We start from the raw sequence: 15,001 nt of genomic DNA, 5'->3' as shown, positions 1-15,001 counted from the left end.
ACGACACATTAAAAGATTCGATTCAAACCATTCAATGCTGCAACGCGATAGGCTTCTGCCATCGTTGGATAGTTAAAGGTAGTATTTACAAAGTACTCAAGCGTGTTATTGCTCTTACACTTCATAACAGCTTGACCGATATGGATAATCTCTGAAGCATGGTTGCCATAGCAATGAATACCAAGAATCTCTAACGTCTCACGGTGGAACAATATCTTGAGTACCCCACTACGCTCCCCGATGATTTGTGCGCGTGCTAAGTGCTTAAAGAAGGCCTGTCCTACTTCATAAGGCACTTTTTCATCCGTCAGCTCTTGTTCTGTTTTACCAATACATGAGACTTCAGGAATCGTATAAATCCCTGTTGGGACACTAGATACTGGTTCAGCATCACTATCACCAACCATAAAGGCTGCCGCACAGCGGCCTTGGTCATAAGCCGCAGAAGCCAGCGATGGCCAACCGATGACATCACCAGCTGCATAGATGTTTTTGACTTCGGTACAATAGGTATCGTCAACTTTTAATTGGCCGCGACTGTTGGCTTTGAGGCCAATGGCTTCCAAATTCAGACCCTCTGTATTACCCGAACGTCCGTTTGACCATAGAATGGCATCAGATTTGATTTTTTTACCACTTTTTAAGTGTAAAATCACACAGTCATCGTGCGTTTCTAAATGGTCAATTTCTTCATTACTACGAATAAGCACGCCGAACTGTCTAAAATCGTGTGCGATAGCATCACTAATTTCGCTATCCAAATAGCTGAGTAATTGATCTTGGTTATTAATCAAATCAACTTTATAGCCAAGACCGGTAAAGATAGAGGCGTACTCACAGCCAATAACACCTGCGCCATAGATAATGATTTTTTTGACGATATAATCCATTTGTAAAATTTTATCAGAGTCAAAAACCCGTGGATGATTAAAATCTAGAATGTCTGGACGATATGGACGGCTACCAACAGTCACGATGGCTTTATTAAAGGTAATGGTCTCAAACATATTGTCATCAATTTCGATGCGCAACGTATGGGTGTCAACAAAACTTGCCCAACCTTGAATCACTTCAATGCGGTTACGCTCATAAAACCGTGTGTGCGTATTTACCTGACGACGTATGACTTGACGAGCATTAGCCAGTACGCTATTTAAAGGTACCTGCTTGTACTCCATCGCCTTAGTAAACATAGGGTCACGGCGAAAGTTAATTAAGTTGAATACCGATTGACGTAAGGCTTTACTTGGAATCGTGCCCACATGAGTAGAGTTGCCACCCACTTGGTCACGCGGGTCTACAACCACCACTTTTTTGCCTGATTTTGTCAGCTTCATAGCAGCCGCTTCACCAGCTGGCCCTGCTCCTAAAATGACCACATCGTATTCATACTCATGATCATCGCCTTTTATGCGATTCAAATCTTTGGCAAAACCAGATTTGATATCAATACGCGTGTCATCGAGTGGGTTCACAAGATGCGGATGGTGCATGATATCATCCGTCACCTGCTCGTGGGTCTGCTCAATCTTTTGTTTTTTATCTTTACCTTCTGTATGTTCAGAATCAGGAGTAAGGTTGCTTTCTTTGTTTGAGACTTCAGTCTGAGTATCTTCGCCGACTTCATTGGTCGCGTCGTTTGCTTTTTTACTTACCATCATGTCCTCTTCATATTTACTTATTTATGTGGTGGTTAGACCATGAGTAAATCAATACTTGGTTGAGTCAAGTTCATCGTACCAAGCTCAAATACTGCATCAAGCTCAAGTGCTAAGGCATGGTCACCATACGTTGTGACACTATATTTTGCAATGTCCAATACCCCGTCGGGCTTTGTTTGGCTTGATCAATCTGTGGGCGGGCACTGATCACATACTCTGTGCCAAGGGTTGGTTTGAAGTCATCAACCCAGTCATAAGGAATTTGAAACACGCTGCCATCTTTATTTGATTTGGCGAGTAAGCATTGCATGGGTAAGGCTGAGGCGCAGGCAACTCGGTTTGGCATAATGGTTAGCGTTTGTGCTTCGCCCAAGACTATGGTTGGGATATAACGCGGCTCAGGAACTGGCTCACGTGAGAATGGTGATGTTTGACAGGCACTTAGCAAGGTCGCCACACTCAGTAAACTGGTCAATAATAAAGGCGTTTTACTCGATTTATAGGATGAGATCATAATATTCTCTGTATGATAATGACATTATAGTGAATGGCGTATACTAATAATTTTTTAGCGCTTATTTTTATAATACCTATGGCATCAGCCAATGCGGCGTTTAAGACCAGTCATCTGCAAAATACGGGTGGCAATCTCTTCCACAGACATCTCAGACACATCTAAGCTTGGGATACCATGAGTAATATAGATGCCTTGTATCGCACGTTGTTCTTGCTGGCATTGTTGATAGCTAGAATAACGACTACCCGCACGACGTTCTTGGCGGATTTTTACTAAACGGTCAGTATCGATTAATAGGCCAAATAGCTTGTCTTTGTGATCACGTAAGGCTTTTGGTAATTGATTGTCATACAGGTCATCCTCAGTCAAAGGATAGTTAGCAGCGCGAATACCAAACTGTAAAGCTAGGTATAGTGACGTTGGTGTTTTGCCTGAACGTGATACCCCAATCAGAATAATATCAGCGGCATTATAATGACGAGTACGTGCGCCATCGTCATTGTCTAAGGCAAAGTGAACCGCATCAATGCGTTCTTTATAAGTCTCAGAGTCCACATCGTCATGGGCATGACCTGAATGTCCATCTGGCTCTACCCCTGTTTCTTCAGCAACGCGTCCAATTAGCCCTTCATACATGTCCAGATTACAGCTTTCGGCGGCGTTGATTTTTTCACGTATCTCAGGATTTACAATCGTATCAAACACTAATGGTAACAAACCATCTCGTTGATAGGCCATATTGATTTGTTCAACCGCATCATCAGCGCGCTCTAAGCTATCTACGTAAGGCAATACTCGCGTCTCAAAAGGTACCGAGGCAAATTGACTCAAAATAGCACGTCCCAGCGTCTCAGCAGTAATCGCTGTACCATCTGAGATAAAAAATGCCGTTCTAACGGCTTGTGAGCTGTCTAAATTTAGCGCATTTCGATTTTGAATAGTGGGTTTCACTTGTTCAGCGGGATTGCTTGAGTACATAACGTTGGCACCTCGATTGATAACACAATAGTAACCTTCATGTAGCGCTTGATTCTCATCTGTCTTCGACTGCTCTGATATAGCACGTAATTCGGTACTTGATATTGAACACCTATATAATGATAAGCCTCTACTATTTATGCTCTCCATTATACGCATATTAAAGAACTAATAGAAATCAATGTTACAGGCGTTCACTTAGAAACCAACATCACTTCCAGTCTTTGAAGGCAGATACTACCTCATTTTTTTCTAAAAGTTTTTAGCCCGATTATTAGCAAAAGCTCGGAGCAACATCGGAAATTATGTAGTAAACCTGACAATTTGTATTTTTTTACCAAGTTTTTTAATTTACCCCCTCGAAATTCTCAGAATATAGCGGTATAATCCACCATTATAATCTTTACTAAATAACCTTATTTTCTGGAGTTATCATGGCAGCTCAATCTACAGCACTTGTAATCAATCTTGATCAGCTAGGAAAAGACGACATTGAAGTGGTCGGTGGTAAGAATGCCTCACTTGGCGAGATGATCAGCCATCTTTCTGATTTGGGTGTCAGTGTTCCAGGCGGTTTTGCCACAACTTCAAATGCGTTTAATCGTTTTTTGACAGAAACAGGCTTGCTGGACAAAATCAATGATGAGCTAAAAACATTAGACGTCAATGATGTCAACAAACTTGCTGCTACTGGTAAAAAAATCCGTACGTGGATTATTGAGCAAGAGCTGCCAAAAGATCTTGAGCAAGAAGTTCGCCTAGCATTTGAAACCATGAGTGGCGGCGAAGACATCGCGGTTGCGGTACGCTCTTCTGCCACTGCTGAAGATTTGCCAGATGCGTCATTTGCTGGTCAGCAAGAAACTTTCCTAAACATTCGCGGCATCGATAATATCCTTATTGCTATTAAAGAAGTATTCGCTTCTCTTTATAATGACCGTGCTATCTCTTACCGTGTACACAAAGGTTTTGAGCACGAGGGCGTTGCTTTATCTGCTGCCGTACAGCGTATGGTACGTTCAGAGACTGGCGCAGCTGGCGTTATGTTCACGCTAGATACAGAAAGTGGCTTTGATCAAGTGGTGTTTATCACATCAAGCTATGGTCTTGGCGAAATGGTTGTACAGGGTGCGGTAAACCCAGACGAATTCTACATCTCAAAACGCTTGCTAGAAAATGGTAAGCCTGCGGTTATTCGCCGTAACCTTGGTAGCAAGCACAAGAAAATGATCTACGGTGATGAAGGCAGTACGGCAAAATCAGTCAAAACCGTTGATGTTGAAAAACAAGATCGTATGCAGTTCTCATTATCTACAGAAGAGCTAACCTCACTTGCCAAGCAAGCCATGACCATCGAAAAGCATTATGGTCAAGCGATGGATATCGAGTGGGCAAAAGACGGTGACACTAACGAGATCTTTATCGTTCAGGCGCGTCCTGAAACTGTTAAGAGTCGTCAAGACAGCAACGTTATGGAACGTTACATCATTGATACGAGTAATGCCAAAATATTGTGTGAAGGTCGTTCAATCGGTCAACGTATTGGTTCAGGTAAAGTCCGTATCGTGACCAACCTAAACGAGATGGACAAAGTAGAAGAAGGCGATGTATTGGTATCAGATATGACTGATCCTGATTGGGAGCCGGTCATGAAGCGTGCTTCTGCCATCATCACCAACCGTGGTGGTCGTACGTGTCACGCTGCTATTATTGCACGCGAGCTTGGTGTACCAGCCATCGTTGGTTGTGGTAATGCCACTGAATTATTAGTCGATGGTCAAGAAGTGACTGCTTCTTGTGCCGAAGGTGACACAGGATTCATTTATGAAAGCCAAATTGATTTTGAAGTCCAGACCAACTCTGTCGAGTCTATGCCAGAGCTTGCATTCAAAGTAATGATGAACGTCGGTAACCCAGATCGCGCCTTCTCATTCACCCAAATGCCAAACGAAGGTATTGGTCTTGCGCGTCTTGAATTCATCATCAACCGTATGATTGGTGTGCATCCAAAAGCACTGCTAAACATGAACAGCTTGCCACGTGAAATCTCACAAGCAATCCAAGAGCGTATTGCAGGTTATGCCTCACCTGTTGACTTCTATGTTGATAAATTGGTTGAAGGTATTTCAACCCTAGCCGTTGCTTTCATGGATCAGCCAGTGATCGTTCGTATGTCAGATTTTAAATCAAACGAATATGCTAACCTGCTTGGTGGTAAGTTATACGAGCCATCAGAAGAGAACCCAATGCTTGGTTTCCGCGGTGCTAGTCGCTATGTGTCTGACAACTTCCGTGATTGCTTTGAGCTTGAGTGTAAAGCGCTAAAGCGTGTACGTGACGAGATGGGCTTGACCAATGTTGAGATTATGATTCCATTCGTTCGTACCACGGGCGAAGCGGCACAAGTCATTGAACTGCTTGAGAAAAACGGTCTAAAACGTGGTGAGAATGGTCTACGCGTCATCATGATGTGTGAACTACCAACCAACGCGCTACTGGCAGAAGAATTCCTAGAATATTTCGACGGTTTCTCAATCGGCTCTAACGATTTGACTCAGCTAACATTAGGTCTCGATCGTGACTCAGGTATCGTCTCACATCTATTTGATGAGCGTGACCCTGCTGTTAAGAAATTGTTAACTATGGCAATCGACGCCTGTCGTAAGCAAAACAAATACGTTGGTATCTGTGGTCAGGGCCCATCAGACCATCCAGATCTAGCATTCTGGCTCATGGAGCAAGGTATTAGCTCTGTGTCATTGAACCCAGACTCAGTACTTGATACTTGGTTCTTCTTAGCGGGTGAAGAAGCAAAATAAGCCATCACGTTAAGTCACAACATTAAGTTACTATGTTAAATTACTACGGTAATTCACACAGTCATTAAAGATATAGCATCTAGGGTCTATTTGATTTTTTCAGATAGACCCTAATATAATGACTTAGATATGACTAACTATGCAGGCAATTATGCAGATTTTCCTTGCTCGAAATAACGTACAAGCTGGCCCATACACGTTGGAGCAGCTCAATATCATGTTGGCATCTGGTGAAGTATTACTGGATGACTTGATATGGCATGAAGGCTTAGATCAATGGCAACGTGTTGGTAACCTAACCAACAATCAAACTGTTTATAGAACCAATAATGTCCCTACTTCAGATGTTAACGATTCTATTGTCAATAACGTCACCATCTTTCCTGAAAACAATGCCAATAATGCTCAAGGTGATAAGTCCGTATCGTTAGACAGATTATATGGCAAGCCTGAACGTTCAAAAGACTCAAGCAAAAATGCAAAGATGGACATGACAGCCAACCGTCATCAAACACCGCATCATAATGTGTCTTTGAATAAGTCTGCCCTTAACAAATCTAGCAAAGACAAAGTCGTCGGTGACCTTGTGCTTGCGCCTATTATGTCGCGTATATTAGCGACGGCCATTAATGGTCTGCTGTATATATTGGCTATTATTCCACTTGTCTTGGCTTTGACTAAGATGGATGTGGATTATAGTAAATTCCAAAATATTCAAAACATGGATGTTGCTTATCAATATTCAATGACGTTGATGGAAAGTCTTCCCAGCAGCACATTGATGATGTCGCAAGTCATGGTTTTTGGATTATTTGCCTTACAATTGATCTTTATCACACTACGTGGTCAGTCACTTGGTAAATTGCTAACGGGTATTCGTGTGGTAGATCAGACCACGCATCGTTTGCCATCATTTACCAAACTGGTTGGTATGCGTACGCTGTTTTTGTTTATCATATATAATCTGTTGTTTTCATTCACCAGCTTCTTAGGTTTTGTCATTGTTGCTATCCACTATTATATGGCAGCGAAAAGCCCTGAAAACATTGGTTGGCACGACAAACTTGCCAAAACATTAGTGGTAAAAGCAGATAGTAGTCAATTGGTAAAAGAACCTAAGATCAAATAGTCAATTTTTGAGTCAGTGGTTTTTGGTTCAAGCTCAACTACCGATTTTATTAGTTAGATAAAAAAGCAACGTCTTACCGTTGCTTTTTTGTTGATGGAAAAAGAGTCATTTTTATATCTTATTCTTAGTGCTAAGCGATTAACCTTTGTGTTAATGCTGAAGTACTGTTATAATACGGCGCTTTATAAACTAAGCTTATTCCTTACCGTATTGGCTAAGAGTCAGGCTTACTTTATAAATCTCCTTGCTATTAACATAGGGTTAATAGCTACTAATCCGTAAGGAGTCATAATGCGACATTACGAACTGGTGTTACTTGTACACCCAGACCAAAGCGACCAAGTGGTTGGCATGGTTGAGCGTTACATCAAGTTAGTTCAAGACAACAATGGTGTTATCCATCGTTTAGAAGATTGGGGCCGTCGTCAACTGGCTTACCCAATCAACAAGATTCACAAAGCTCATTACGTTCTTTTCAACATTGAAACTGACGGTGAAACTTTGGCTGAACTTGAAGAATTATTCCGTTATAACGACGCGATCATTCGTAGTCTAGTTATGCGCCGTGACGAAGCTGTCACTGAAGAGTCGCAGTTAGCCAAGAATGCCGATGAAAAACGCGCACGCAAAGCAACTACTCGTCGTCCAGACAATCGTGAAAACGATCATGACGACAACGACAACAGTGAAGACTAATTAAAGGAGAATACTCATGGCACGTTTCTATCGCCGTCGCAAATTCTGCCGTTTCACTGCTGAAGGCATCACTCACATCGACTATAAAGATGTTGAATTGCTAAAACAGTACATCAGTGATAATGGTAAAATCGTACCAAGCCGCATTACCGGTACATCTACTAAATATCAGCGTCAGTTGGCCACTGCTATCAAGCAAGCTCGCTATCTTTCGCTACTTCCATACACTGATAACCATCAAGGTTAACCGTTAACTAGGAATGACTCATGCAAATTATTTTGTTACAGCGTATCGTCAACCTTGGTAAACTCGGTGAGACTGTCGATGTAAAACCAGGTTACGGACGTAACTTTCTTATCCCTCAGGGCAAAGCACTACCTGCTACTAAAGCTAACATTGAAAAGTTCGAAGCACGTCGTGCTGAACTTGAAGCTGAAGAAGCAAAAGAAGTAGCGGTTGCTCAAGAACGTGCTGATGCGTTAACTGACGTTAATGTTATCATGCGTGCTAAATCAGGTGATGAAGGCAAGCTATTTGGCTCTATCGGTACTCGCGATATCGCTGAAGCATTGACTAACTCAGGTCTAGAAGTAGACCGTGCTGAAATCAAGCTTCCTGAAGGCACTTTACGTCAAGTTGGCGAATATAATGTTGATATTCAGCTACATCACGACGTTACTGCTAGCATCTTAGTTACTATCCTATCTGAAGATGGTAATGACGAAGAGCAAGAAGAAGCTGCAGACGAGAGCGAAGACTATTCTGAAGAGTAATCTTTTGAATATCTAAGTTCAGTTTACACGAAAACCAGTGGCGTTAAGTCACTGGTTTTTTTATATCTGTATTTTGGCAGAGTGCCACTACGTTAATGAAATAAATATATTGAGCAACGACAGTTTTGACTGTATGCGGCACTGTATACTCTACGCAAGTTTGCTACTATCTCATTATTTTCTTTTCTAACGCACCCTAGCAATTACTTGCAATAAATCTGTTAAAAAACTTATACTTAATAATAAGATTATGTATATAAAGTCATCTACAAGGTTACTTAGTAAGTTGATATTCTACGTGCCTCTTAATTACTGACAAGGTGTACTAATATGATAAACACTGATGATAAATTATTATGTATACGGGGTAATGATTTTTACTCAGAAGGTGAGATTTACACAGTCGGTAGAATTGTGAATAATAAATACTTCCAGCTATTAACTGGCAATAATGAAGATCATTGGTACGCTACTCTGGATGATCAAGGTATCTATGTGAGCTTTGATTCTATTACCGCCAAAAACAGTAAAGCTTGGTTCGACAAAATCGCTTAGCTCTTAGCTGACTATTGGTAGTAGCGCGCTCTACAATAAATATTAGTACGTCTTATTTTTGAAATGAATGGTCATGATAATTGGCTATTTTTTTGGTCAAAAATCCAGTTGGCTATGCTCTAGATAATCTACAGGACGTAGCCACTCATTGGCTGTAGTTGGCACACTCTTTCCTTCAGCAATCATTTTTGCTGCGTTAATCCAGCCTGCATGCCCGACAGCCATTATCGGTACGCTAGCACCGCTAATACCTTTCTCAATAGTCATGGTATTCAGCCAACGCTCGATCCGTACAAATAGTTGATACAAGCTTTCACCGTCAGTAGGAGAAAAATGTGCAAAATCATTGCACCAGTTATCAATGTCTTGCTTAGCAATCTGCTCCCAAGAGCGACCTTCCCAGATACCAAAATCAATCTCAGCAAGCTCCGGTACAATGTAATACTGGAAACCACGCTCCTCCAATATCTGTCCCACAGCTAGAGAGCGCCTTAATGGACTTACTAAAATGACTTTGGGCAATTGATGCAAACGAACAAAACGCTCAATTTTGTTCGCAAGACGTTTTATTTTACGCACATCTACCGCTATGTCTGTCTGCCCAATGCACAAACCTTTTGCCTCGATGGGTTTAGGGTGACGCCAAATATAGAGAATCATAAACGGTTATTTTAATGAGTTTGAGTATTAGATAAATGGCATAGATGCTGCCAGCCCTATATAGATTGCCACTTCGCTCACCTGTTGCGTCGCGCCTAATCCATCACCTGTATAGCCTTCTAGTCGCCTATACAGCAATCGTCGCATATAATCTGTTGCAATCAAAGCCAATAATAATGTCAGCAGCCATTGACCAAGACCAATTTGATGCATCGTATTAGGAAAGATGATAGTGACTAATACGCCAGCTAATATCAACCAACCACTACTGAGCATTCCTTGTAATGGTGTTAATTGTTGTGCCATCGGTTTGGCTTTGGCATGCTCAATCTCACCACCATAGGGCAATAAAGCGAGTAAGCTGATGCATAGCAAGCGCGAAGCCGTATGACCGATAATGAGGGCAATAATGGCAACTGACAGTGGCATAGATGCCAATAAGGTAACTTTTAGCAGCAGTGCTGACACCAAGCCCAGAACACCGTAAGTCCCTAAGCGCGAGTCTTTCATAATGGTTAGTGTGCGCTCGCGTGTCAGACCGCCGCCCAAACCATCACAACTGTCAGCCAAACCGTCTTCATGAAAACCACCAGTAAGTCTAATACCAAATACTGTGCTTATTACCGCAGCCACCAGCGGTGTAAATAAAATGCTGCCGAGCCAAAACACACCTGCACAAAGCAATCCAACCAGTAATCCTACAGCCGGAAAATGACGACTGCTCTGATGCAACCATTGCGGATTGTAATAAGCAAATGGCGGTACTGGCAATCGCGTCAAAAACTGTATAGCAACTAGCAATAGTCGGTATTCATAACTTATAAATTGTATGACAGTAGGTCTAGATGAAGACGGCTTTGGATGTTTTAATGGTGATAGCATCAGCTGTTTTGCTCACTAATACCTGCTTCACTAAAACTCGCCATCTCATTAATAATGGCACAAGCTGATTGTAGTAGCGGATAGGCAAGCGCAGCACCGCTTCCTTCTCCTAAGCGCATACCCATATCAAGTAATGGTTGCGCATTCAATAACTTTAACAAATGTATATGACCTGGCTCAACTGAATGATGGGCGAATATAGCATATTGTATGACACCAGGCGCTAAGTGCTCAGCTACCAGTAGAGCGCTACTGGCAATAAAACCATCGATTAGGAGAATACGACGCTCGCTAGCTGCTTGAATCAACGCGCCTGCCATCATAGCAACTTCCAAACCACCTAAGGCAGCAAGTGCGGATAAAGGCTCTTTTGCGTCTTTATGTCGTGTTAACACTTGCTTTAAAATCTCTGTCTTATGCTGTAATCCTTTATCATTCAGCCCCGTGCCACGACCAATACAATCAGCAATTGGTACATTACCTAACCTTGCTAATAACAAACTGGCGGCTGAGGTATTACCAATACCCATCTCTCCTACAATCAGTAAGTTACCGGGTAACTCTCTAACCACTGTCATACCGCGTTCTAACGCTGCCAAGCACTCCTCTTCTGTCATGGCAGGCTCTACGAGCGCATCACGACTACCATGACGGATTTTATGATTCAGCAATTGTGGATGTGGCTCAAAATCTGTATCCACGCCCGCATCAACTACCTTTAACTCGATATTATGTTGACGTGCCAATACATTAATCGCGGCCCCACCTTGCAAAAAGTTATATACCATTTGTGCAGTCACAGCACTCGGATAAGCGGATGTACCGTGCTTGGTTAAACCATGGTCGGCTGCAAATACTCGAATTTGTGGTTGCTCAATCTGCGGCTTGGTGGTGCCTTGAATCATACCCAATTGCAATGCCAATGTCTCTAATCGTCCTAGTGCACCAAGTGGCTTAGTTTTCAGATCTATAATCTGCTGGAGTTGCTGTCGAAGTACCTTGTTTTCTATACTGGCTATCGTAGGCGCGGTGAATGTGGTCAAAGCAAGCATCCTGATGTTGTGACATATAAAATAAAAAACCAATATTAGCAGAATACGAAATTTTTACCATTAACAACGTCATATCTGCGTTGAATAGATTTCCTAGGAGCGCGTATTTAAGATAGAATATGCCCCTTTAAAAACACATATCGCTATTGATGCCCAGCTCAGTGACAGCTGCATGGATAATTCACAAAGATATCAACTATATAGAGGCTGTAATGATCGTATTTTGGCTGGTGCTGACCATTCTTTTTATTATTTTTGCCACAGCAAAATTAAAGTGGCATCCTTTTTTAGTGTTAATATTATCAGCTTTTTTGGTCGCACTTTTTTACCAAGTACCGCTTAACACTGTCGCTAAGACGATCTCCGATGGCTTTGGTGGTATCTTAGGTTACATTGGTCTGGTCATTGTATTCGGTACTATTATCGGTTTAATTCTTGAAAAAACCGGCGCTGCCATTGTGATGGCAGAGTTTGTGATCAAAGTATTGGGGCCACGCTTCCCTACTTTAACCATGTCTATCGTTGGTGCTGTGGTATCAGTCCCTGTCTTTTGTGACTCAGGCTACATTATTTTGAACTCTTTAAAAGAGTCTTTGGCCGAGCGCTTAAAGGTATCGAGCGTGGCGATGAGTATTGCATTGGCAACAGGTCTATATGCAACCCACACCTTTGTACCACCAACACCTGGTCCGATTGCTGCCGCAGGAAACTTAGGACTGGAGTCAAATCTAGGCTTGGTTATTATGGTTGGTGTGGTTGTGACAGCAGTTGCCGTATTGGCAGGCTGGTGGTGGTCGAACCGTTTTCTTAATGCCACGCCTGACAACATAGATGCCGCAGACGCGCCTGCAGCGGTAATGCCTGATGGCATGAAAACGCGCGATGACTATAGTCAGCTGCCTTCAGCAACGATGGCATTTTTACCTATTATTGTCCCTATTTTACTCATCTGCTTGTCGTCTGTTGCCAATCTTCCAAGCACCCCTTTTGGTAGTGGCATGTTGACAGATATTCTCATATTTATTGGCAATCCTTTAACTGCCCTACTCATTGGTTTATTTTTGTCATTTTTACTTATCAATACTGACCAAAAAACGCAGCAGATTAGTGACAGCATCTCTCAAGGCTTGGTAGTGGCGGCACCTATTCTATTAATCACGGGTGCTGGTGGTGCGTTTGGTGCCATGCTAAAAGTGACGCCTATCGGTGACTATTTGGGTACAACGTTATCCGCATTGGGTTTAGGCGTCTTTATGCCGTTTATCGTTTCTGCTGCGCTAAAAACAGCACAAGGCTCAACCACGGTTGCTTTGGTTACCACCTCTGCAATGGTTGCGCCTTTACTGGATCAAATTGGTCTTGATAGTGAGCTTGGTCGTGTATTCTGTGTGATGGCTATTGGTGCAGGCGCAATGACCGTTTCACATGCTAATGACAGTTTCTTCTGGATTGTCAGTCAGTTTAGCCGTATGAGTGTGGCTCAGGCTTACAAAGCGCATTCGATGGCCACTGGTATTCAGGGTGTCACCAGTATCGTATTTATCTGGCTATTAACCTTGGTATTTATTTAACATATTAGATTCGACTTGCAATGACAAATGCACCAAAAGGTAATTGGTCGATGATTGTATTTGGCCAATCTTGCCTAAATGCCTTTACTGAAATACTCAAAGGATTTTCATGAAAATTTTAATCGCCCCCGACTCGTTCAAAGAAAGCTTAGAGGCATTGGATGTTTGCCATGCCATTCAGTCTGGATTTAGTCAGGTGTTTCCAGACGCTGATTATACGTTGCTGCCTATGGCTGATGGCGGTGAAGGCACGTCAGCGGTGTTGTCATACGTATTGGGCGGACGATGGAAAGAAGTGCGTGTACATGATCCTCTGATGAGACCCATTACCGCAAAATACTTGCTATTACCAGATGCAACTGCAGTGATTGAAATTGCTCAGGCTTGCGGATTACATCTACTAACTGTCGCGGAGCGAAATCCTGTTATTGCCAGTAGTTATGGTGTTGGTGAGCTGATTGCAGATGCTTTGGGTGAAGGTTCCAAACGCATTATCATCGGTTTGGGCGGTAGTGCGACCAATGATGCAGGACTTGGTATGCTAACCGCGCTCGGTATGACGTTTCATGGCGCTAATGACAATGTACTGGGTCAAGGTGGCGGTGAGCTTGCCAACTTACAGCGACTGGATAATACTCGTTTTCATGCAGACATCTTAAACACGGTGTTTGAAGTGGCTTGTGATGTGACCAATCCTTTATGTGGTGAATCTGGTGCCAGTGCTATTTTTGGCCCTCAAAAAGGCGCTTGTCCTCAGCAAGTCATCGACTTAGACAATGCGCTTGGTCATTTTGCCACTATATGTAATGAACATGGCTATGAGAGATGTCAAGAAGTTGCTGGTGCTGGTGCCGCTGGTGGGCTTGGGTATGCGTTGATGAGCTTTTGCCGCGCTCAATTAAAATCAGGTTTTGATACGGTAGCAGAAGTTGCCAACTTATCACAGCATATCGCTGATGCTGATCTTGTCATCACAGGCGAAGGTAAGCTTGATGAGCAAACAGCCATGGGTAAAGTCGCGGGCGGTATCAGCCAACTTGCCAAAGCCACTCATACGCCAGTTATCGCTATTTGCGGTAGTGTTGATGGGCTAAAACCTGCTCAAACCACTCAGTTCGATGTGGTTATGCCTAGTATTCAAAGGATAGACTCCATTGACAATGTGTTAAGTGCCGCTTACCACAATATTGAAACCACCGCTGTCAATATTGCCGCAGCCATGCGATTGGGTCAAAGTGTGAAATAACTGATTTTAATGATTTAAAAAAAGGACATGATATCGATATCATGTCCTTTTTTGTTTAATACAGGTACTACAATCCGCTATTATTCAGCAGCGATGGCAATCATCTCAACCAATAATTCAGGACGTGCCAATGCAGACTCACCACACGCACGCGCTGGCGGCTCTATGCCTTCAAACCATTTGTCATAGACTTCATTCATAGCGGCAAAGTCTGCCATATCTTTGATCCAAACCGTGACAGATAATAGCTTCGACTTATCGCTACCCACTTCTTCTAATAACGTTTGGATTTTTTCCAAACAAGTCAATGTTTGCGCTTTGATATCGTCTTCTGCATTACCGACCTGACCACATAAGTATACGGTCTTGTTATGGACGACAATTCTGCTCATGCGTGGAGTACTATGTAGCTTTTTTATCATGTCATATACCTTCAATTTATAAATTTAAGTCTGTGCTAA

At 42.6% G+C, this 15,001-nt stretch carries 15 protein-coding genes; 8 read left to right on the top strand and 7 right to left on the bottom strand.

Going from position 1 to position 15,001, the window contains the following annotated elements:
• Positions 1 to 8 precede the first annotated feature (8 nt).
• The 3 genes from sthA to ppsR form a co-directional block, all read right to left on the bottom strand.
• Positions 9 to 1,658: a Si-specific NAD(P)(+) transhydrogenase gene (gene sthA / locus FW759_RS07855; protein ID WP_446442756.1), complete on the bottom strand. Its 1,650-nt coding sequence runs from the start codon at positions 1,656 to 1,658 to the stop codon at positions 9 to 11.
• Between the two features lie 112 nt (positions 1,659 to 1,770).
• Positions 1,771 to 2,175, bottom strand: coding sequence for a hypothetical protein (locus FW759_RS07850; protein ID WP_062844277.1), 405 nt, complete (start codon positions 2,173 to 2,175; stop codon positions 1,771 to 1,773).
• Between the two features lie 84 nt (positions 2,176 to 2,259).
• Complete coding sequence (ppsR, locus tag FW759_RS07845) at positions 2,260 to 3,156, bottom strand: posphoenolpyruvate synthetase regulatory kinase/phosphorylase PpsR (protein WP_062844276.1); 897 nt, start codon at positions 3,154 to 3,156, stop codon at positions 2,260 to 2,262.
• 434 nt (positions 3,157 to 3,590) lie between these two features.
• On the opposite strand from ppsR, the gene ppsA reads away from it, so the two are divergent.
• The 6 genes from ppsA to FW759_RS07815 all read left to right on the top strand — a co-directional run bounded on the left by ppsA (position 3,591) and on the right by FW759_RS07815 (position 9,129).
• Positions 3,591 to 5,975, top strand: a complete 2,385-nt coding sequence (gene ppsA / locus FW759_RS07840; RefSeq protein WP_446442649.1) for a phosphoenolpyruvate synthase — start codon at positions 3,591 to 3,593, stop codon at positions 5,973 to 5,975.
• Between the two features lie 139 nt (positions 5,976 to 6,114).
• Positions 6,115 to 7,104 carry an RDD family protein gene (locus FW759_RS07835; protein ID WP_446442648.1) on the top strand — a complete coding sequence of 330 codons (990 nt, stop codon included), beginning with the start codon at positions 6,115 to 6,117 and terminating at the stop codon, positions 7,102 to 7,104.
• A 291-nt stretch (positions 7,105 to 7,395) separates the two neighbouring features.
• A complete protein-coding gene (gene rpsF / locus FW759_RS07830) occupies positions 7,396 to 7,800 on the top strand; it encodes a 30S ribosomal protein S6 (RefSeq protein ID WP_062844273.1) in 405 nt (134 codons plus the stop codon).
• Between the two features lie 16 nt (positions 7,801 to 7,816).
• Positions 7,817 to 8,047, top strand: a complete 231-nt coding sequence (gene rpsR, locus FW759_RS07825; protein WP_010198808.1) for a 30S ribosomal protein S18 — start codon at positions 7,817 to 7,819, stop codon at positions 8,045 to 8,047.
• A 20-nt stretch (positions 8,048 to 8,067) separates the two neighbouring features.
• Positions 8,068 to 8,574, top strand: a complete 507-nt coding sequence (gene rplI / locus FW759_RS07820; RefSeq protein ID WP_062844272.1) for a 50S ribosomal protein L9 — start codon at positions 8,068 to 8,070, stop codon at positions 8,572 to 8,574.
• A gap of 330 nt (positions 8,575 to 8,904) precedes the next feature.
• Positions 8,905 to 9,129 carry a hypothetical protein gene (locus FW759_RS07815; protein WP_062844271.1) on the top strand — a complete coding sequence of 75 codons (225 nt, stop codon included), beginning with the start codon at positions 8,905 to 8,907 and terminating at the stop codon, positions 9,127 to 9,129.
• A gap of 96 nt (positions 9,130 to 9,225) precedes the next feature.
• Here the strand turns inward: FW759_RS07815 and FW759_RS07810 are convergent, their stop codons facing one another.
• The 3 genes from FW759_RS07810 to cobT are packed head-to-tail and all read right to left on the bottom strand — an operon-like array spanning position 9,226 to position 11,723.
• Positions 9,226 to 9,789: a histidine phosphatase family protein gene (locus FW759_RS07810; RefSeq protein WP_446442647.1), complete on the bottom strand. Its 564-nt coding sequence runs from the start codon at positions 9,787 to 9,789 to the stop codon at positions 9,226 to 9,228.
• A gap of 27 nt (positions 9,790 to 9,816) precedes the next feature.
• A complete protein-coding gene (cobS, locus tag FW759_RS07805) occupies positions 9,817 to 10,671 on the bottom strand; it encodes an adenosylcobinamide-GDP ribazoletransferase (protein ID WP_446442646.1) in 855 nt (284 codons plus the stop codon).
• A complete protein-coding gene (cobT, locus tag FW759_RS07800) occupies positions 10,671 to 11,723 on the bottom strand; it encodes a nicotinate-nucleotide--dimethylbenzimidazole phosphoribosyltransferase (RefSeq protein WP_446442645.1) in 1,053 nt (350 codons plus the stop codon). The genes cobS and cobT overlap by 1 nt, the downstream gene beginning before the upstream one ends.
• Positions 11,724 to 11,935: 212 nt before the next feature.
• Here cobT and FW759_RS07795 point away from each other — a divergent pair, with 212 nt between their 5' ends.
• Entirely contained in the window at positions 11,936 to 13,294 is a 1,359-nt protein-coding gene (locus FW759_RS07795) for a GntP family permease (RefSeq protein ID WP_446442644.1), read from the top strand.
• A gap of 109 nt (positions 13,295 to 13,403) precedes the next feature.
• On the top strand, positions 13,404 to 14,540 hold the full coding sequence (locus FW759_RS07790) for a glycerate kinase (protein WP_446442643.1): 1,137 nt from the start codon (positions 13,404 to 13,406) through the stop codon (positions 14,538 to 14,540).
• 80 nt (positions 14,541 to 14,620) lie between these two features.
• Here FW759_RS07790 and FW759_RS07785 read toward each other — a convergent pair whose 3' ends face one another.
• The gene (locus FW759_RS07785; protein WP_062845869.1) at positions 14,621 to 14,959 is read right to left on the bottom strand and encodes a RidA family protein; all 339 of its coding nucleotides are present in this window, start codon (positions 14,957 to 14,959) and stop codon (positions 14,621 to 14,623) included.
• Between the last annotated feature and the right edge of the window lie 42 nt (positions 14,960 to 15,001).

Source organism: Psychrobacter sp. 1176_08, assembly GCF_052850615.1.
Note: the sequence above shows the minus strand (reverse complement) of the source record. Positions and strands in the feature narration are given on the sequence as shown.